Genomic DNA, 17667 nt, shown 5'->3' with positions numbered 1-17667 from the left:
GTTCCCGGAACTACCAGATGGTCACGCGGTTCTCAGGCGCAATGTACATCGGTGAATCCTGTGACACGTCGAAGGCCTGATAGAACTCGGCGACATTGCCGGCGATGAGATTGCAGCGGAACTCGGCCGGTGAGTGAGGATCAATGGCTAGGTACTGCGTAGCCATTTCCGGGCGGATGGCTGTGCGCCATACGCGTGACCAGGAGAGGAAGAAGCGCTGCAGGCCGTTCCATTCCTGGGCCGCCAATTCCGGCTGGGCGCCCTCGGCAACGAAGGGAGCCTCCGCGCCGGTGAGATCGATGCCGTTATCCGCGCAGTACTTTTTGTAAGCAACCACGGCGATCCCTAGTCCGCCAAGGTCACCGATGTTCTCCCCCAGGGTGAACTTGCCGTTGACCCCGGTAGATTCGATGCCCTTGTCGCGCAGGACGGTGGGCACCTGACCATTGAATTGCTCGACGAGCTTGGCGGTGAGCTTCTCAAAGGCAGCGCGGTCTTCATCGGTCCACCAGGAGTTGAGGTTGCCGTGTCCGTCATACTGCGAGCCCTGATCATCGAAGCCGTGCCCGATCTCGTGGCCGATGACGGCACCGATGGCACCGAAGTTCTCTGCGGCGTCGGCTTCTGGGTTAAAGAAGGGCGGGCGCAGGATCGCGGCTGGGAAGGTGATGTCATTGACCACCGGGTTATAGAAGGCGTTGACGGTCTGCGGGGTGGCAAACCACTCGTCACGGTCGGCAGGTTTGCCGATCTTGTTAAGCTCGAAATCGTGGGACCATGCACAACCGGTGCGCACGTTATCCACCAGATCCGCACCGCGGGGTGAGAACTCCAGGCCGGAGTAATCGCGCCACTTCTCCGGGTACCCGATCTTGGCCTTGAACTGCGAGAGCTTCTCCAGCGCACGCTCGCGGGTGGCGGGAGTCATCCACTCCAGCGTGCTGATGCGCTCGCGGTAGGCTGCGATGAGGTAATCCACGAGGGTGTCCATCTCGTCCTTGGATGAAGGCGGGAAGTACTTCTCCACGAAGACCTTGCCGGTTTCTTGGCCCACAAATCCTTCAGCCAGGGCGAGGGCCCGCTTCCAGCGATCCCTTTGCACCGTAGCACCAGACAGGCGGGTGCCGTAGAACTCAAAGTTCTTTTCCCCGACCTCTTCCGGCAGGTAGGCCGCGCGTGAGCGCAGGATGCGCCAGGTGGCCCACAGCTGCCAGTCCGCCATGCGCTCGGAGTTAAAAAGTCCTGCTAGGTGCTCAAGGTAGGAAGGCATCATGTTGACCACGCGGTGCTTGGGTAGACCGCCGCCGGCCAGCATCGATTGCACCAAGCCCGGGAGCTCAGCGAATTCGCTGAGGTTATAGGTCTTCACGGCATCACGGCTGGCCACAACGTCCCAGTGACCGGCAGCGAGCTCGGTTTCGAGGTTGACTATACGGGTGGCCGCAGCCTGCACGCCAAGCCCAAAGAGCCGTGCTGGATCCACGAACTCTAGCATTGCTGCGACGTGCTCGCGATAAGCAGCGAGGGTTTCCGCGTGGGCTTCCTCGCGATAATAAGCCTCATCGGGCAGGCCCAGTCCTGATTGATGGATATAGGCCAGAGATTCTTCGGAGCCCGAGTCCTTTTCCACCCAGAAGGTGACCGGAGAACCCACGCCCTCCCTTTCCAGCGCGCCAAGGTTAAAGGCCAACTCTTCCGGAGTAGAGGCGGCGAGGCGATCGAGATCGGCGTCGAGCGGGGCTAGGCCCGCCGCGTTGACGCCCTCGGTATCCATGAAGGATTGGTAGACGGTTCCCGGGCGGCCCGAGTCTTCCTGAACGATGCCGTGGACAAGTTCCTCGGCCTCATCGCGCAGGGCGTGAAAAGTGCCGTCGATACCGCGGTCATCAGGGATAACGTGGGCCTTAATCCAGGGGCCATTGACAAATTGATAAAGATCTTTCATGCCAGCCACTCTAGGCTAAAGCTTGCAGTTAAGGTATGAGCTATGGCTTTTTATCGCTTCCCACCACCGACTCTGCGGGGAACCTTTCTCGTGGTCTCGGGCTGTGTCTTGGCGGTCCTCGCACTGCCAGCCTTGGTCAACGCCAACATGACTCTGCCGCAGCCCCAGCTCGAGAAGGTCACCCTCGCCGCCCCCGGCAGCAAGTGGGAAGTGCCCGTTCCGGATCTCTATTGCACTCCTAATAGTGACACCATGGCGACTTTGGCCTGGAATTGCGGGAAGATTACCGTGCAGGCCGTCCTCCAGCAGGGCGTAGATGCCGACTCGGAAGAGCTGGCATTGCGGCGCGCCATCCGCGGCTATGGCTTCGGATCCGTGTCCACCGCGCAGGTTTATTCCCAGGATCGTGGGCACCTGCTTTTCGACGAACCCACTGCCACCGCCGCACTATCTCGCGCCGGCGAGGGCGATTCAGCCAATGATGACTACTTGGTGCTCATTGGCCCAGACCCCATGGCAGCCACGGTCACCGTCGACGGACAGATGCTGGGAGATATCGAGCGCATCAGTCAGCGCCTGTGGAATGCCTTTGGCTCCGCAGAGTTACCCGCAGGCTTCACTGGGGATATCGAGGCGCCCTTCAACGGCCAGTTGCCCGCACCTGACTCGGATTCCCTGCTGCAAACGGAGGATGTCTAAGTGAATAAGCTATTCCGAATCGCCCTGTGGGTATGTGTCGTACTCGGCTGCTTAGCTCTCCTGCTCAATATTGCGAGCTTTCTTTTCGTCGCCCCCGCGCTCGTGGTGCCGAGTCTGATTCTGGCCGCCTTCTTCATCGCGGTATTCCTCTTTCTCATGCGGCTTAGTCCCATGTGGGCGCGTCCCGCCACAGGCTGGGTCGCCATGTCTTTGTTGTGGGGAAGCGGCACGGCAGTAGGCTTGGCCTTGCTTTCCTCGGGCTCGGTTCTCACCTTGGCCACCGCTTCGGGCTGGGAAGATTCGCTGATGTCCTGGGCTGGTGCTTATCCGGAGGAGATCGCCAAAGCCTCCGGAGTATTCTTCGTGCTTTTGGCCTTCCGCCAGCTCAACCGACCATGGCATGGCTGGGTGGTGGGAGCAACCATAGGGATGGGCTTCGAGGCCTTAGAAAACATCATGTATGGAATCACCGGTGTCGTCATGCACCCGGCCTCCGATTGGATCGGCTTGTGGCAGACCTGGGGCATTCGCCTCATCGCCGGGCCGGGCCTGCATGTATTCCTCACCGGCCTGGCCGGATGGGGAATCGGCTGGGCAATCTTTGCTGCTTATCGCCCCCTGCGGTGGCGCTTAGCCATGATCTTTGGATTCCTCTTCTTGGCTTTTGCCCTCCACTTCGCGTGGAACTACACCTTCTCAAGCGAGGTGCTTGTCGTCATCAAGGCGGTGCTGGTGGCGCTGGTTCTTTACCCACTGAGCATCTATCTCATTATCCGCGGAAACCGCCTGGCCAAACAGGACTCAAGCTATAGCTACTCTCCAGGGACGGAGAGCCTGCGCACTGTAGTTTGATTGAGCGACGGCTTAGCCGCGCCTCTGCATCTCCCGCAGTTCCTCGGTATCCAGGCCGTGGCGAGACAGGTCAGCGCGTTCGCCGCGGTACGCAATCCCCTCTTCTTCCCACAGCGCGGTGACTCGCGCGGGGGCGTGGGTTTTTCCTTGGGCGTTGACCACTCGCCACCACGGCGCATCACCAGTGTGGTGGCCAAGTACCCAGCCCACGTAGCGCGCGCCGCAGCCAGCTACCTTGCCCACCTCGCCATAGGTGGCGACGTTTCCCACCGGAATGACGCGCACCACTGAGAGAACGGCGGCAATACGCTTGTGTGCAGGTGGCTGTGGCTGGGCGGGCGTCATCTACAGATCGAGGTTGAGCAGATCATCGGATTCGCGCGGCTCCTCCTGCGGGGCATCTTCTACCTCAGCGAGGGTGATCGTGGCTCCGGTGGAATCCGCCAGCAGGCACAGGCGCCCGAAGGGCGAGTCCCACGCAGGGCGGATGACCTCGCCGCCGAGGCTTACTGCAGCCGCGGCCGCCGCCTCGATGCTGCGCACGCCGAGATAGGTCTGCCAGAAGCTGGGCACCTGGGGGGGAAATGCACCCTCGGCATTCCAGAAGCCGGCGAAGGGAGCGCCCTCTTCCTCAGCCGTGGCATACTCGATGTGCTCGGCAGAGGACTGCCCTGAGCTGCTTTGTTCTGAGCTGCTTTGTTCCGTGTTCGCGGAAAGGGCGCGGATGTCCCAATTGAAAAGCTCGCCATAGAAATCGAGGACGCCACGAAAGTTCGCGGTGGCGCTCAGCTCGTGCCACACGGGCAGCCCGGGCTCGCCTGCAGCGACGAAGTGCTCGGCGCCGCGCGGTTGGATGAGGCCGAACATGCCCCCCGCGACATCGACAAGCAGGGCCATGTCCCCCAACTCGACGGACTGTGCCGGTGAGAGGACGCGCCCGCCTAGTTCCCGGGCACGGGCGCAATCGGTGTCGATGTCCGCGCTCAAGAAATAGGTGATCCAGGTATCTGGGCGCGCGGCCTCCGCCGGCTGCGGAATGAAACCCGCGACGGGCAGGCCCTGCACGCGGGCTAGGCGGTACTCCTCGCCGGAGACCTCCCAGCCCAGGACTTCCTCATAAAAGCGGGTGGACTTGCGGGGATCGGAGGTGGCCAAATCGATCCAATAGGGCATGCCGACCTCGGCCTGGAATGCGGGCATTTAGATATTCCTCCACTTTTCTGGGTCAAAATCATCATCGGCGGTGGCCTCGTCGAAGTAATCCTCATCCTCCGCCGCGGCATTGACGACCTTGGCGCAGGCATCCTCGATGCAGACGATATCGCCCGGGTGCACGAGCGCGCCGCGATGGGTTTGGGCATCACCGTTGACGGTGACTACGCCTTGGGCGATGAACTCTTTGGCCTCGCCGCCCGTGGCGACGAGGGAGGCCAATTTGATGAACTGGCCTAGCTTGATGGAATCACCAGCTATTGAGACTTCTAACATGGCCACCACCTTACCGAGCTACGCTTTTTACCCTCGCGAGTGGGTGGATGAGGGGATTAGGTGCCCTGCAAAGGTGCGCTGCGGGCAATCCCGAAGAAATCGAGGACGGTACTTGTGGCCCACTTTTGGGGCACAAGCCCACGGCTGTCCGAGAGACTGCCGTTCCACGTGTGCGTGCCGCCTACCACCTCATAGTGCTCGGTGGGAGCATCGCACGCGTGCCAGCGATACTTCTTGACTGCTCCGGTGGCTATGGGGCTGTTCACACTGTTGGCACTGCTAGCGCCGTTACGCTGCCTTTCGGGGAAGGGGTTGCAGCCATTGTGCTTGGCTATCTGCTCCATGTCCTGCGCCACGGATTCGTAGTGCTTGCCATGCGCGCTGCCGCCGTCATAGTGCATCACCACATCAGCCGTACCGTGAATATCGAGGTAGGGAATGGGCCCACGCTCACAGTCATCGTTAACGGCATCGTAGTTGGCGGCCGAGATGGCTGCCAGGCCGGAGTACTCCGCGGACCTCTGGCAGGCGAGCACGTGAATGAGCCCGCCACCGTTGGAGAACCCGGCGGCAAAGAAGCGCCCATCGGTGGCATAGACGGCGCGGGTATAGCTCAAGATCGCGTCGATATAGGCCAGATCCTCATCCACCGAGGTGCGCGCATAGGGCGCGGGCGCCCACGCCTTGCCTTTGCCGGTACTAAAAACGGTGAGTGCATCGGCCTCATAAAGTTTGGTATCAAGCAGCATCGAGGCGGCATTGCCCTTGTATCCGTGCAGCGCCAACACCACGGGCAGCGGATGCGAAGGCTGATAGCTATCAGGCACGTGAATGATGAAGGAGCGACCACTAGGCAGGCCGACTTCCTCGTAGTGCCCCGTCTTGGTGCTGCCTGAGCTAGGCGGGTACTTGTTTGCGGCTACCTCTTGCGCTCTGGCCGGCGGGAAGGAGCCATAGGCAGGTTCATCCACCCGCTTTCCCGCACCCGCATAGACGGTGGCAGCAATGAGTGCGGCCGCCACCAGCACTATCAGCACAATAATAAGCGAAGGCCGTGCGAGAATAAGCGTGGGCCTTGCGTGCGCTGTCCACCCCCGAGTGAGCTTCATGTCTATTGAATAGGCCGAAGCTTAACGGCGGTGCCCGTTGCGGTCACCATGAGCATGTCATTGGTCTGACCCATGGGCGAGTAATCGAAGGAGATGCCCACGACGGCGTCTGCGCCGAGTTCCTGACCGCGGTTCCACAGCTCGTTGAGCGCGGCCTCGCGGGCCTTGACGGCCTCCTCCTCGTAACCTGCGGAGCGTCCGCCGGTGAAATTGCGCAGAGAAGCTCCTAGATCCTTCAGGAAGTTGATTCCGGTAACAGTCTCACCCGCTACGACGCGGATGTACTGGGTAATCTCGTGTCCGTCAACGTTATTGGTGGTGGTAAAAATCATGAGACCAGACTACCCACGCTTGGCCGGAAGATCCTCCGGAGCAAAGCTTAGGCCCGCGCTTCCGTCCACGCGCACGAAGGCGACCTTGAGGCCGTCCTTCTTTCCAAAGCCCACCAAGTGCCTGGCGACGACGTTTTCTAAGCCATCCAGATCTTCTTCAGCCGCATCGATGTCGAGCACCAAGGCGCCCGGGTCCACCGCCAAGTCGAGGGTGCCACGCGCACCTTCGCGGTCGAAGACGCAGTGTCCGGTCTCCGAATCAGCGTCCCACCAAGCCTCAATCTTGGCTGAGAAATGGGAGGCCAGCTGCTTGCCGTAGCGGCCTGGGCGTTCGGTGGAAACATGCGCAATAGATTTGGTCATGGCGGGTAGTCTACCCAAACTTAAAGCACTGTGCCCTCAGCCAAGTTAGGTGCCGCTCATGTGCACTGCCTGCCAGTGTCGCTCCAGTGCCGCATTGGCGCCGTGCCGGTGCCGTGCGCGGCCTAGTGAGCACCCTTGGTCGCCTGCGTGTGATCGCGCACGGCCTCACCCTCTGCATACAAGGGCATGTTTTGGCCGGCGCGGTAGAAGGCGACATCGCCAAGCGGGGGCAGCGGAGAGCGCTCCGCGATGAGATCGGCGGCCTTCTCCCCCACCATCATGGTCGGGGCATAGATGTTTCCATTGGTCACGCTGGGGAACACGCCGGCATCCGCAATATAGAGGCCTTCAATACCCCAGACCTGCATGGTCTCCGGATCGACAACAGCCATTGGATCCTCGACAGAGCCCATCTTGGTGGTGCAGGAAGGGTGCAGCGCGGTCTCCCCGTCTTTGCGCACCCACTCGAGGATCTCCTCATCGCTTTGCACCTGCGGGCCGGGGCTAATCTCTCGCGCACCTACGGCATCCATAGCAGCGGTATCGAGCAAGGAGCGCGCGACGCGGACTGCCTCGACCCACTCGCGACGATCCTGATCGGTGCTGAGGTAGTTGAAGATAATCTCCGGCTTAACGTGAATATCCGCGCTCTTGATGCGCACGTGCCCCTTGGTATCAGAAAACATCGGGCCGACATGCCACTGGAAACCATGCTTGACGTCCGCTTTCTGCCCGTCATAGCGCACGGCCATGGGCAGGAAGTGGAACATCAGGTTGGGATAGGCCTCCTTGTCATTGGAGCGCACGAAGCCGCCGCCCTCAAAGTGCGAGGTGGCCACGGGGCCCTTCTTGGTCAAAAGCCACTGCAGGCCCATTGCCGGCCAGCGCCACTTATCCAGGTAGGGCTGGGAGGAGTCGGTGGACTTGGTGGTCTCGTATTGGATATAGACCTCGAGGTGATCTTGGAGGTTCTCGCCCACGCCCGGCAGGTTCTTAACCACGTCGATTCCATACTTACGCAGCAGCGCCTCATCACCCACGCCGGAAACCTGCAAGAGCTGCGGCGTGTTGATGGCACCGGCGGAGAGCACGATCTTTTCCGCATAGACGCGGTGGAACCCACCCTGCCATTCATACTCCACGCCGACGGCGCGCTGGCCTTTGAAAAGAATCCTCGTGCTCAGCGCGCGAGTACGGATCTCTAAGTTGTCGCGGCCCAAGTTGGGGTGCAGATACGCCCGGGCTGCGGACCAGCGCCGGCCGTGCTTGATATTGCGATCGAAGGGTGCAAAGCCCTCTTGGCGGTAGCCGTTGACGTCATTGGTCAGTTCATATCCGGCCTCCTGAACGGAGCGGAACAGCGCCTGAAAGAGCGGGCTGGTGGCTGGGCCGCGGGAAAGGTAAAGCGGCCCGGAATGCCCGCGGCGGGGATCGTCATCCTCAGCAGCGGCCGCGGTCTCCATGCGGTTGAAATAGGGCAGGCAGTGGGCAAAATCCCAGTTCTCCATGCCTGGATTCTGAGCCCACTTTTCGTAGTCCAGGGGGTTTCCACGTTGGAAGATCATGCCGTTGACGGAGGAGGACCCTCCCAGCAGCTTGCCGCGGGCATGGTAGATCCGGCGGTTATTCATCTCCGGTTCGGGCTCGGATTCATATTGCCAGTCGTAGTTCTTGGCACCGATGGGAAAGGAGAATGCAGAGGGCATGTGGACGAAGAGATCCCAGAGTGAATCGGGCCGACCGGCCTCAAGGACGAGCACGCGAGTGTGCGGGTCCTCGCTCAGGCGCGCCGCCACAACGGAACCTGCGGAGCCGCCGCCGACGACAACTACGTCGCAGACTTCATCAGTGACGTGCTTGGCCTTCGTGGCCTTAGCGGCTTTCATGCCGAAGGCGCTGCGGAGGTTTTTGGGGGCGAGTTTCTGCCCGATTCTTGCGGTCAATGCGTCCAGTTTTCCCATATACAAACTCCGTTTCTATGACTCAATTCATATTCCAGGCGCGCCTACGCGTGCGTGGAAATGTAAATACTATTCACTTATCCGTATTTTATTGTCTAGGTGCCACGTCCGGCATTGACCCAGCATACAGATTTCATTCGCAATTTGCCCTCATTAAGGTATGTTTGGAATGCCTGGGGGTTGGAATTATGGCCCCGCCGGACGCGGAGATTCCGCATACTCAACCCCGCAGTAATTTGCATCACACGGAGGGCTTCTCCCCCTGTGAGACAGGAAATTGCCGCCCGCGCCCGCAAGGATTTTCTCATCTTTCATAGACGCAACGAGGAGTAAGTGATGGCGAACTTTGACCCGCACGACAGGGAAGGGCCCGGCCCCGCTCCCACACCCCCACAACGGGGTAATGCTGGCGCTGCAGGTGACGCAGGCGAAGTTGGCACCGGAGGAGCTGCAGGCGCTGCAGCCACGGCGGCTCCTGCCCAGAAGAAGTCGCGGCGGCGCCCCAGCTATCAGGTCCACGCACTCGTGGGCAGCTTCAAGGCAGAGACCGGACCAGAAGTCGGCGCGGACACCGTGCCCGCCCCCAAGCCCAATTGGCCGGTTTTCGCCATCTCCGGCGCGCTCATCATCGCCCTTGTCCTCTACGCAGGGCTAGGGCGCGAGTCCGCTGCAAATACGTTGGCCAACGTCACGGGCTGGATTGGCACCAACCTTGGCTGGTTCTACGTTCTCACCGCCACCATCGCCGTGGTATTCGTCCTCTACATCGCTTTCTCCAACGTGGGCAATATCCGCTTGGGGCCCGATCATTCCCGCCCCAAGTTCAACACCTTCTCCTGGGCATCGATGCTCTTCGCCGCCGGCATCGGCGTTGACCTCATGTTCTTCGCCGTGGCCGAGCCCGTCACCATGTATATGTCCCCACCTGTTGGTGAAGGCGAGACAATGGAGGCCGCCAAAGAGGCCGTCGTGTGGGCTATGTTCCACTACGGGCTAACCGGCTGGGCGCTCTATGCACTCATGGGTGTGGCCTTTGGTTACTTTGCTTATCGCCTCAACATGCCCCTGGCCATTCGCTCGGCGCTCTACCCCCTCATTGGCAAGCGCATCCACGGCCCCGTGGGGGACGCGGTCGACGTCGCCGCAATGCTGGGAACGGTCTTCGGCGTAACCGCCTCGCTAGGCATTGGCGTGGTGCAGCTCTCCTATGGCTTCCACCTCATCTTCGGGGTCGAGCAGGGTATCGGGCTGCAGTCCGCACTCATTGTCATCGCCATTCTCATTGCCACCCTCTCCGCCGTATCCGGCGTCGACAAGGGCATCCGTTTTCTCTCCGAGCTCAACGTGTATCTGGCGCTGGCCTTGATGATCTACATCGTCGTCGTGGGCAAGACCGCTTACCTCTTCGATGCGATTACCACCAACGTGGGCGACTACATCTCCAAATTCCCCTCGTGGACCATGGAAACCTTCGCCTTCGCCGATGACCGCGCCTCCACCGCCGAATGGATGCAATCCTGGACCCTGTTCTTCTGGGCCTGGTGGATCGCTTGGGCCACCTTTGTTGGATTGTTCCTGGCGCGCATCTCTCGTGGGCGCACCCTGCGCCAATTCATCCTCGGCACCCTGACCTTCCCCTTCTTGTTCATCTTGATGTGGATGTCTTTCTTCGGCAACACGGCCCTCGATATGGTGCGCTCGGGCGATTACTCTGACTTCGCCGAAGCGGCGATAAACAATCCTGAACAGGGCTTCTACGATATGCTGGCCCAGTTCCCGGGCTCTGGCATCGTCGTTTTGATCACCACCTTCATCGGGCTTTTGCTCTACATCACCTCCGCAGATTCCGGCGCGCTGGTCATGTCCAACTTCACCTCGAAGATCACCGACAACCGCCAGGATGGGCCGCGCTGGATGCGCGTGTTCTGGTCCGTGACCGTCGGCGCCTTAACCCTCGCGCTGCTGCAGATAGATGGCATCGCCACCGTGCAATCAGCAACCGTGGTCATGGGCCTGCCCTTCGCCATCGTGATCTACCTCATCATGTACTCGCTGTGGAAGTCCCTGCGTCTGGAGACCATCCAGCGGGCCGCGCGGCAGACGGCGCTGCACGGAGCAATCTCCGGGCGCACGGAACTGGCACCGGAATCCGGGGAGCGCTGGAAGCTGCGCCTCGACCGCGTCAACGCCTACCCGGATAGGCAAAAGATGGATGACTACCTGCGGCATACAGCCACCTTTGCCCTGGAAAAGGTCGCGGTGCAGATGCGCGCTCGCGGCTACGATGCCATCCTCTTGACCAGCGAACTGCCAGATCTCAAGCTCCCACAGCTTGACCTGCAGGTGACCCTGGAGCACGAGCGAAAGTTCCGCTACCAGCTCTTCCCCGTCGCCGCCGAGCGCCCAGACTTTAGTGAGGGTGAGGAGGCGGAGTACTACCGACTCGAGGTCTACGATCTCACCGGCTCACTGGGCTATGACGTCTATGGCTATTCCGAGAACCAGATCATCAACAACGTCCTCGACCTCTACGAGCGCCACCTGGCATTCCTATACATGCAGCAAACCCAGCCCGGCGACTCAGACGTTTCAGACGGCGCCGAGCCCGAGCGCACCTGGCGCGAGGATAGCTAGGCTGGCGCACAGAGGACATCACCGTTTCGCGGTGGCACTGCGCCACCGTGTCACCGCTTCACGTTCGTTTACTTAAACAGAAAGGCAAGCTACTTCTTGAGCACCCCAGACAACCACAACACGCTCTTTGACCCCACCACCACCGAGTTCCTCCACGATGTGCACGCCGGTCCAGCCCCGCGTTCGCTGTTTATCAACGGGGAGTGGGAGGCCGCCGCCGACGGCGAGACCCGCACCATTACATGCCCAGCTGATGGCAGCACCGTCGGCGTGGTCTCGGAGGCCAGCGAGGCCGATACTCTGCGCGCCATCGCGGCGGCGCGGGAGTCCTTTGATTCCGGGGAGTGGGCCACCACACCGGCCATCGAGCGCGGCAAGCTGCTCATGGCAGTGGCCGCCTTCATCCGCGTCAACAAGGAGCTCTTTGCCAGTGCCGAGTCTGCCGATACCGGCAAGCGCTACGCGGAATCGCTGACGGATATGGATGATATCGCCGGCGCCTTCGATTACTTCGGCACGTTGGCCTCCCACCAAGCCGGCCGTGTGGTCGATCCCGGGGACCCGAACCTGCGCTCGCGCATCGACGCTGAGCCCATTGGTGTCTGCGGGCTCATTACGCCCTGGAATTACCCGCTTCTGCAGGTTTCCTGGAAGGTAGCCCCGGCCCTAGCCGCCGGCAACTCTTTCGTGCTCAAGCAGGCGGAGCTAACCCCGCATACCGCGATGTTGTTGATGTATGCCCTGCAGGACGCCGGTCTACCAAAGGGCGTGGCCAACCTGATTACGGGTGCAGGGACGCGCTGCGGCAACCCCCTATCCCAGCACCCCGACGTCGACATGGTCTCCTTCACCGGTGGCCTGGCCACCGGCAAGATCATCGCCCGCAATGCGGCGGAGACCGTCAAGCGCACGGCCCTGGAACTCGGCGGCAAGAACCCGAACGTCATCTTCGCCGATGCCAACTTCGAGGTTGCTGTCGATAACGCGCTCAACGGCGCATTCTTCCACTCCGGCCAGGTCTGCTCTGCAGGTTCCCGCATCATCGTCGAGGAATCTCTGCACGATGAGTTCATCGCCGCGATCGTCGCACGTACCCAGCGCATCAAACTCGGCGGACCCAGCGATGATATGGCCGAGGCGGGTCCGCTCATCACGCAGGCACAGCGGGAGAAGGTCGCGACCTACGTGGACAAGGCCCGCGAGCAAGGGGCGGAGATCCTCACCGGTGGGCGCGCCGCCACCTCCGCCGATACCACCGGGCCGCACGGCACAGGGCACAGCGATCTCGGCGCGGGTATCTTCTACCTCCCCACGATTATCGACGGCGCTTCGAGGGACATGGACTGCGTCCACGATGAGGCCTTTGGCCCCGTGGTTACGGTGGAGACTTTTTCCACGGAGTCCGAAGCCGTCGCTATTGCCAACGACACCGAGTACGGCCTGGCCGGAGCGGTATGGACGAGCGATGCCAGCAAGGCCGAGCGCATGGCGCGGGCGCTGCGTCACGGCACCATTTGGATCAATGACTTCCACCCCTACCTGCCGCAGGCCGAGTGGGGCGGATACAAGCAATCCGGCAACGGCCGAGAGCTCGGGCCCACCGGGCTGGCGGAGTATCAGGAGCACAAGCACGTCTACCAGAACCTGCAGCCCGCAGCCTGGAATCAGTTCGGGATGAAGGACTAACCCGGCGCACGCTGGCGCCGGTTGCTTGCACTAGCTCTGTATGCACTAGCTCTGTATGCACTAACCCTGGGTGGACTAGCTCTGCGTGCGCGGCTTGATAGTCATGGTGTCGATGTTCGTGCGCGCGGGCAGGGAAGCCACCCAGCGCACGGCCTCGGCGATATCCTCGGCCACGAGGTTGACCTCGCCTTTATAGACCTCGGCGGCGCGCTCGGCATCCCCGCCGAAACGGTTGAGGGAAAACTCCTCGGTGGCCACGCGGCCCGGGTCAAGCTCCGTGACGCGGACATCGTGCTCTTCTAGACGCAGCACGCGGGAGATAACCCGCACCGCATGCTTCGCGGCGTTGTAACCAGAGCCGCCAGCATAGGGTGCCCAGCCGGCGATAGAGCCCATGTTGATGATGAGGCCGGACTTATCCGGGGCGGCCTCCAGCTTGGGCATGAGCGCTTGGATCATGCGGACTGTGCCGAGCGCATTGACCTCGTACATCCAGCGCCAATCATCGATGGACGTATCCACGAGGGGCTCCATGCCTTTTGCGCCGCCCGCGTTATTGACCAAAAGATCCACGCGGTCCAGATGAGAAACGAACTCCGCCACCGATTCATCCGAGGTCACATCCAGCGCATAGGCCTCGGCGCCGATTTCCGCCGCGAGGGCCTCGAGGCGCTCCAGCCGCCGTGCCCCCACCACGACGTGCCAGCCATCGGCGGCCAAGGCACGCGCCGAGGCCGCGCCGATTCCAGAGGATGCTCCGGTTACTACTGCTACTTTTTTATCGCTCATAGTGGCGATGTTAGCCCTTGGCTCCCCGCCGCGGGGAAAGAAAAACGATTTAAGGCCACTGCAAATTCTGCAGTGGCCTTACTGTGGTGGATTAAGCCTGGACGGCGTCCTCGACCTCAGAGAGGAGATTCTCCACGAGGCCTTCCTTGAAGTCAGCCGGGGTGAATACATCATCACGCATATCGGTGATGAGGGAAATCTCCACCTGGTTGCGCAGCTGCTTCATCGAAAGGTTGGCTACTGCCAGGCGCCATGCCTCAACCGCGCGGACGCCACCGGAGAAACCGTAGCCAATGAAGGCGACGGTCTTGCCTACCCACTCAGAACCTAGGGAGTCGAAGGCATTCTTGAACGGGCCAGGGACGGAGTGGTTGTACTCCGGGGTGACAAAGACAAAGCCGTCGCAGGAATCGATGGCCTTCGACCACGCCTGAACGTTGGGATCGTCATAGCTCTTGTTGGCGGCCATGGGCACAACTGGGGAGTTGAGAATCGGAACGTTGAAAGCCTTGAGATCGATGAGCTCGAACTCGACTCCGGCCTCGCGGCCCTCCGCTAGGTCTGCGACCCACTTTGCAATGGCCTCGCCCGCGCGGTTCTCACGGGTGGAGCCGAGAATAATACCAACTTTTGCCATTATGAAACATCCTCTCGATTAATCCTTGTTGATTGATCAACATCGAATTCTACTCCAACTCTTCGCCGCCTGCAGCACCTCATCAGTCCCTTCTTAATTCACCCTTTAAGTTTATTACCGTCACTGACCTGGCGAATCGTGATATTTATCCTCCCCTCACGCAAGCCACAATCCGCGGGCAATGTGTGCTCATTGAGACGCACGATCCCGTGATAGGCATAGCGCTTCGGCCCGCCAAAGACAATGAGATCCCCCGAGCACAGCGTCACCTCATCCCAGGGCTTATTGCGATTTTGGCTCCCGCCAATCCGGAACAGGGCCTCATCACCAATGGATAAGGAAATCACCGGTGCGGCAGATTCCTCGAAGGCATCAACGTGCATGCCCATCGATGCCCCCGGCGGATAGTAGTTAATGAGAGCGGCCTCCGGGCTATAGGAATCCGCCCACGGCGCTAGATCCTCTGCAACAGCGGCAGCCGCGTGCAGGGCAGGAGCAGCAATATCACGCAAGGCCTGCGACATCGCCGGCACCCGCGTACCAGACATGACATCCACGTAGCGATGGCTGGCGTAGTCCCAGAATCTGCCCAGGTGCAGCTGATGGACGCTCATCTGCCCCGACTGTAGCTTCGGGCGCACCATCGCCATGGGGCTTCCCGCATAGCGCCACGCAATCTCTCGGAACTCCTCTAGCAATTCGCGCTGCTTGGCAGTGTCTAGCCAATTCGGGATATGCGCCACCCCCGGCGCTACCTGCACCGATGGCCGCGGAAGCGAATCAAAAAGCATGCGAACACCCTACCGCGCTTCACGTGGATACGGATCCTCTCGGCCCATGGCGAAGGAGTCAGGTTGCACTACCGGGCGCGTCGTCCTGGGATAAGGCGGGCAGAGTTCAGGATGAATGCAGTTTCTGAGCCGACGTGGATAAGCGCGGCAGCAACAGGGCTAAGAAGTCCACAGGCGGCAAGACCAACTCCTATAATATCTACGGCGATGGTACCCGCGAAGTTAAACATCACAATTCTTCGCGCCCGCTTAGCAACCTGCACTGTGCGCACGAGATCGTTCAGGTCAGAGCTGATGAGCACCACGTCTGCGCTGTCACGAGCAATCTCCGTACCTGATCCCATTGCGATGCCGACATCCGCGCGAGCGAGTGCGGGGGCGTCGTTCACCCCGTCCCCGATCATTGCCAGTCGATGCCCGACCGCTCGTTCGGCATCGATAGTGCTGAGCTTCTGCTCGGGGAAAAGGCCCGCGTGCACCTCATCAATCCCGAGTTCGTTGGCAACTTCCCGCGCGGTCGCTTCTTGGTCGCCCGTGACGATGAGAGTGCGCAGTCCGCTGCGATGTAGCTCGGCAACTGCCTGCTTCGCGGAATCACGAATCGTATCTGCGAGCAAGATTGTACCTGCATAAGCACCATCAATACTCACATGCACAGCGGTAGCAATGCCCCGTCCCTCGACATTGTCGGGAGCCTCAGCGATAAGGGCTCGGCTCCCTGCCTTCACAGCTTTTCCTGCGACGGTGGCGCTAACACCGTAACCGGGCCGGTAGGTGAAGTCTCTAGCAGAGCCTACGGGCAACCCCAGTTCACGCGCATGCGCGACTATTGCTTTCCCGAGTGGATGCTCTGAGTAAGATTCAGCCGCAGCTGCGATAGCCATCAGTTCTTCTTCAGCCACCCCTGGAGCTGTGCGAATCTGAGTGACCGCGGGAGTGCCTGTGGTGAGAGTACCGGTTTTGTCGAACACAACTGTATCGACAGTTGACAATGCCTCGAGGTGCGCGCCGTCTTTGATGAACGCGCCAGAACGTGCGATACGAGCAATCGCTGCCAGTACAGCGAGTGGTGTACCTGCGACCACACCACAAGCACCCGCGACGACGATGACCGATATCGTTGAGGTGATGTTTTGTGTAACCAGGTACGTGATGACCGCGCCGCCGAGGGCTAAATAAATCAGCCAAGAAGCCAACCTGTCGGCCAGCCGCTGCACGGGAGGTTCAGACTCCTGCGCCTGCCGCACCGCTGAGACAATGCGTCCATAGGAAGACTCCGCTCCGACACGCTCAGCCCGTAGCTCAACAGCACCCATCTGGTTGATCGAACCGGCAAAGACCTCGGTTCCAGGAGATACCTCGACTGGCAATGACTCGCCTGTAATTCGTGACTGATCCGCTGTCGACTCACCCGCTACAACGACGCCATCAACGGGGATGCGTCCGCCAGGGGCAACGATAATGATCTGCCCCGGCTTCACCTGTTCCAGCGCTACATTCACGGCGTCTTCGCCCTGTCGTACTTGCACCATGTCGGGCAAGAATGTCATGAGGTCGGTGAGGGCATCGCGGCCACGATCCATCGCGAGATCCTCGAGTATCTCGGCGGCGAGTACGAAAGTGGTGATGAGCAGCGCTGTAACCCACTCGCCAATCGCGGCTGCTGCAACGACAGCGATGAGCATCGACAACTCCATGCTCATGCGCCGCTCGCGAGCATCCTCGAACGCCTCCTTGAGGATTGGCCAGCAGCCCACCACCACTCCGAGGACTGCAATCGCGGGCGCCTGCTGCCACGGCCAACTGATGCCGAGCGCAACCGCTAGGGTGCAGGCTGCAACAAACAGCGTGCGCGCCAGATCGCCGCGGTCAATTCTCCGCCACAGGTTCACCGCGCTGGTCAATGCGATGGCATCGTCTTGGCGCGTATCCGCCACACTCATTTGATTTCCTCGGTTTTGAGTTCCGCATTCGTGCTTATAGTCCCGTCTGATTTCCTGTGGTGCGCAGGAATACCCTCCACAACGTGCTCTACTTGGAACACCGCGTGCGTTACCAACGCCCGTGCGTGCTCATCTATCAAGCTGTAGTACACGCGCGTCCCCTCTTGCCGGGTGGCGACTATCTTGCCCCACCGCAGCTTCGCCAGATGCTGAGAAACCGCTGTCGGTGGCTTTCCAACTCGCTCGGCAAGCTCCCCTACCGCGAGTTCGCCGTCCCGCAGAGCCAAAATAATCCTGATGCGCGTGGCATCCGACAATAGCGAGAACACTTCCGCCGCTAGATCCACGTACTGGCTTTTTACACCAAAACTGCAAGTCTTATTATCTTCACACATACGCAGATATTAAGACTTGTATTGCGCTAGCGCAAGGTCAAGG

General features: G+C 60.7%; 17 protein-coding genes. 4 read left to right on the top strand and 13 right to left on the bottom strand.

What is annotated here, in order from left to right; translation table 11 throughout:
* Window positions 1-10 precede the first annotated feature (10 nt).
* Window positions 11-1945, bottom strand: coding sequence for a M13 family metallopeptidase (locus F4V60_RS00800; protein ID WP_075728896.1), 1935 nt, complete (start codon window positions 1943-1945; stop codon window positions 11-13).
* A 42-nt stretch (window positions 1946-1987) separates the two neighbouring features.
* Between F4V60_RS00800 and F4V60_RS00795 the strand changes: the two genes are divergently transcribed.
* Together F4V60_RS00795 and F4V60_RS00790 are read left to right on the top strand one after the other, a co-directional pair.
* Window positions 1988-2644, top strand: a complete 657-nt coding sequence (locus F4V60_RS00795; RefSeq protein ID WP_075728895.1) for a hypothetical protein — start codon at window positions 1988-1990, stop codon at window positions 2642-2644.
* Complete coding sequence (locus F4V60_RS00790) at window positions 2645-3496, top strand: PrsW family intramembrane metalloprotease (protein WP_075728894.1); 852 nt, start codon at window positions 2645-2647, stop codon at window positions 3494-3496.
* Window positions 3497-3508: 12 nt separating this feature from the next.
* On the opposite strand, the gene F4V60_RS00785 is transcribed toward F4V60_RS00790, so the two are convergent.
* The 7 genes from F4V60_RS00785 to betA form a co-directional block, all read right to left on the bottom strand.
* Window positions 3509-3841, bottom strand: a complete 333-nt coding sequence (locus F4V60_RS00785; RefSeq protein WP_075728893.1) for an MGMT family protein — start codon at window positions 3839-3841, stop codon at window positions 3509-3511.
* Window positions 3842-4696: a VOC family protein gene (locus tag F4V60_RS00780; protein ID WP_075728892.1), complete on the bottom strand. Its 855-nt coding sequence runs from the start codon at window positions 4694-4696 to the stop codon at window positions 3842-3844.
* Entirely contained in the window at window positions 4697-4984 is a 288-nt protein-coding gene (locus F4V60_RS00775; protein ID WP_075728891.1) for an RNA-binding S4 domain-containing protein, read from the bottom strand.
* Window positions 4985-5040: 56 nt separating this feature from the next.
* Window positions 5041-6093 (bottom strand): CE1 family esterase, encoded by a 1053-nt coding sequence (locus F4V60_RS00770; protein ID WP_141255905.1) that lies wholly within the window; start codon window positions 6091-6093, stop codon window positions 5041-5043.
* A 2-nt stretch (window positions 6094-6095) separates the two neighbouring features.
* Window positions 6096-6425, bottom strand: a complete 330-nt coding sequence (locus F4V60_RS00765; protein ID WP_075728890.1) for a YbjQ family protein — start codon at window positions 6423-6425, stop codon at window positions 6096-6098.
* A 9-nt stretch (window positions 6426-6434) separates the two neighbouring features.
* Window positions 6435-6788, bottom strand: a complete 354-nt coding sequence (locus F4V60_RS00760) for a DUF2218 domain-containing protein (RefSeq protein WP_075728889.1) — start codon at window positions 6786-6788, stop codon at window positions 6435-6437.
* A 122-nt stretch (window positions 6789-6910) separates the two neighbouring features.
* Complete coding sequence (gene betA, locus F4V60_RS00755) at window positions 6911-8674, bottom strand: choline dehydrogenase (RefSeq protein ID WP_075730945.1); 1764 nt, start codon at window positions 8672-8674, stop codon at window positions 6911-6913.
* A gap of 411 nt (window positions 8675-9085) precedes the next feature.
* Between betA and betT the strand changes: the two genes are divergently transcribed.
* Window positions 9086-11383: a choline BCCT transporter BetT gene (betT, locus tag F4V60_RS00750; protein WP_075728888.1), complete on the top strand. Its 2298-nt coding sequence runs from the start codon at window positions 9086-9088 to the stop codon at window positions 11381-11383.
* Between the two features lie 96 nt (window positions 11384-11479).
* Window positions 11480-13069, top strand: a complete 1590-nt coding sequence (locus F4V60_RS00745; protein WP_075728887.1) for an aldehyde dehydrogenase family protein — start codon at window positions 11480-11482, stop codon at window positions 13067-13069.
* 75 nt (window positions 13070-13144) lie between these two features.
* Here the strand turns inward: F4V60_RS00745 and F4V60_RS00740 are convergent, their stop codons facing one another.
* The 5 genes from F4V60_RS00740 to F4V60_RS00720 all read right to left on the bottom strand — a co-directional run bounded on the left by F4V60_RS00740 (window position 13145) and on the right by F4V60_RS00720 (window position 17624).
* Window positions 13145-13858 (bottom strand): SDR family oxidoreductase, encoded by a 714-nt coding sequence (locus F4V60_RS00740; RefSeq protein WP_075728886.1) that lies wholly within the window; start codon window positions 13856-13858, stop codon window positions 13145-13147.
* Between the two features lie 91 nt (window positions 13859-13949).
* Window positions 13950-14495, bottom strand: coding sequence for an NADPH-dependent FMN reductase (locus tag F4V60_RS00735; RefSeq protein WP_075728885.1), 546 nt, complete (start codon window positions 14493-14495; stop codon window positions 13950-13952).
* 98 nt (window positions 14496-14593) lie between these two features.
* Complete coding sequence (locus tag F4V60_RS00730) at window positions 14594-15286, bottom strand: alpha-ketoglutarate-dependent dioxygenase AlkB family protein (RefSeq protein ID WP_075728884.1); 693 nt, start codon at window positions 15284-15286, stop codon at window positions 14594-14596.
* A 68-nt stretch (window positions 15287-15354) separates the two neighbouring features.
* Window positions 15355-17229, bottom strand: coding sequence for a heavy metal translocating P-type ATPase (locus F4V60_RS00725; protein ID WP_075728883.1), 1875 nt, complete (start codon window positions 17227-17229; stop codon window positions 15355-15357).
* A complete protein-coding gene (locus tag F4V60_RS00720; protein WP_075728882.1) occupies window positions 17226-17624 on the bottom strand; it encodes an ArsR/SmtB family transcription factor in 399 nt (132 codons plus the stop codon). The genes F4V60_RS00725 and F4V60_RS00720 overlap by 4 nt, the downstream gene beginning before the upstream one ends.
* Window positions 17625-17667: the final 43 nt, after the last annotated feature.

Origin of the sequence: Corynebacterium flavescens (genome assembly GCF_008693105.1) — a bacterium.
GTDB classification, from domain to species: Bacteria; Actinomycetota; Actinomycetes; order Mycobacteriales; family Mycobacteriaceae; genus Corynebacterium; species Corynebacterium flavescens.
This window is presented reverse-complemented; position numbering and strand designations above follow the sequence as displayed.

Coding starts and splice junctions, on each gene's coding strand:
- F4V60_RS00795 (WP_075728895.1), top strand. CDS start 1,988: ATGGCTTTTTATCGCTTCCCACCACCGACTCTGCGGGGAACCTTTCTC.
- F4V60_RS00770 (WP_141255905.1), bottom strand. CDS start 6,093: ATGAAGCTCACTCGGGGGTGGACAGCGCACGCAAGGCCCACGCTTATT.
- F4V60_RS00760 (WP_075728889.1), bottom strand. CDS start 6,788: ATGACCAAATCTATTGCGCATGTTTCCACCGAACGCCCAGGCCGCTAC.
- F4V60_RS00720 (WP_075728882.1), bottom strand. CDS start 17,624: ATGTGTGAAGATAATAAGACTTGCAGTTTTGGTGTAAAAAGCCAGTAC.
- betT (WP_075728888.1), top strand. CDS start 9,086: ATGGCGAACTTTGACCCGCACGACAGGGAAGGGCCCGGCCCCGCTCCC.
- F4V60_RS00730 (WP_075728884.1), bottom strand. CDS start 15,286: ATGCTTTTTGATTCGCTTCCGCGGCCATCGGTGCAGGTAGCGCCGGGG.
- F4V60_RS00740 (WP_075728886.1), bottom strand. CDS start 13,858: ATGAGCGATAAAAAAGTAGCAGTAGTAACCGGAGCATCCTCTGGAATC.
- F4V60_RS00800 (WP_075728896.1), bottom strand. CDS start 1,945: ATGAAAGATCTTTATCAATTTGTCAATGGCCCCTGGATTAAGGCCCAC.
- F4V60_RS00765 (WP_075728890.1), bottom strand. CDS start 6,425: ATGATTTTTACCACCACCAATAACGTTGACGGACACGAGATTACCCAG.
- F4V60_RS00735 (WP_075728885.1), bottom strand. CDS start 14,495: ATGGCAAAAGTTGGTATTATTCTCGGCTCCACCCGTGAGAACCGCGCG.
- F4V60_RS00785 (WP_075728893.1), bottom strand. CDS start 3,841: ATGACGCCCGCCCAGCCACAGCCACCTGCACACAAGCGTATTGCCGCC.
- F4V60_RS00725 (WP_075728883.1), bottom strand. CDS start 17,229: ATGAGTGTGGCGGATACGCGCCAAGACGATGCCATCGCATTGACCAGC.
- F4V60_RS00780 (WP_075728892.1), bottom strand. CDS start 4,696: ATGCCCGCATTCCAGGCCGAGGTCGGCATGCCCTATTGGATCGATTTG.
- F4V60_RS00775 (WP_075728891.1), bottom strand. CDS start 4,984: ATGTTAGAAGTCTCAATAGCTGGTGATTCCATCAAGCTAGGCCAGTTC.
- betA (WP_075730945.1), bottom strand. CDS start 8,674: ATGAAAGCCGCTAAGGCCACGAAGGCCAAGCACGTCACTGATGAAGTC.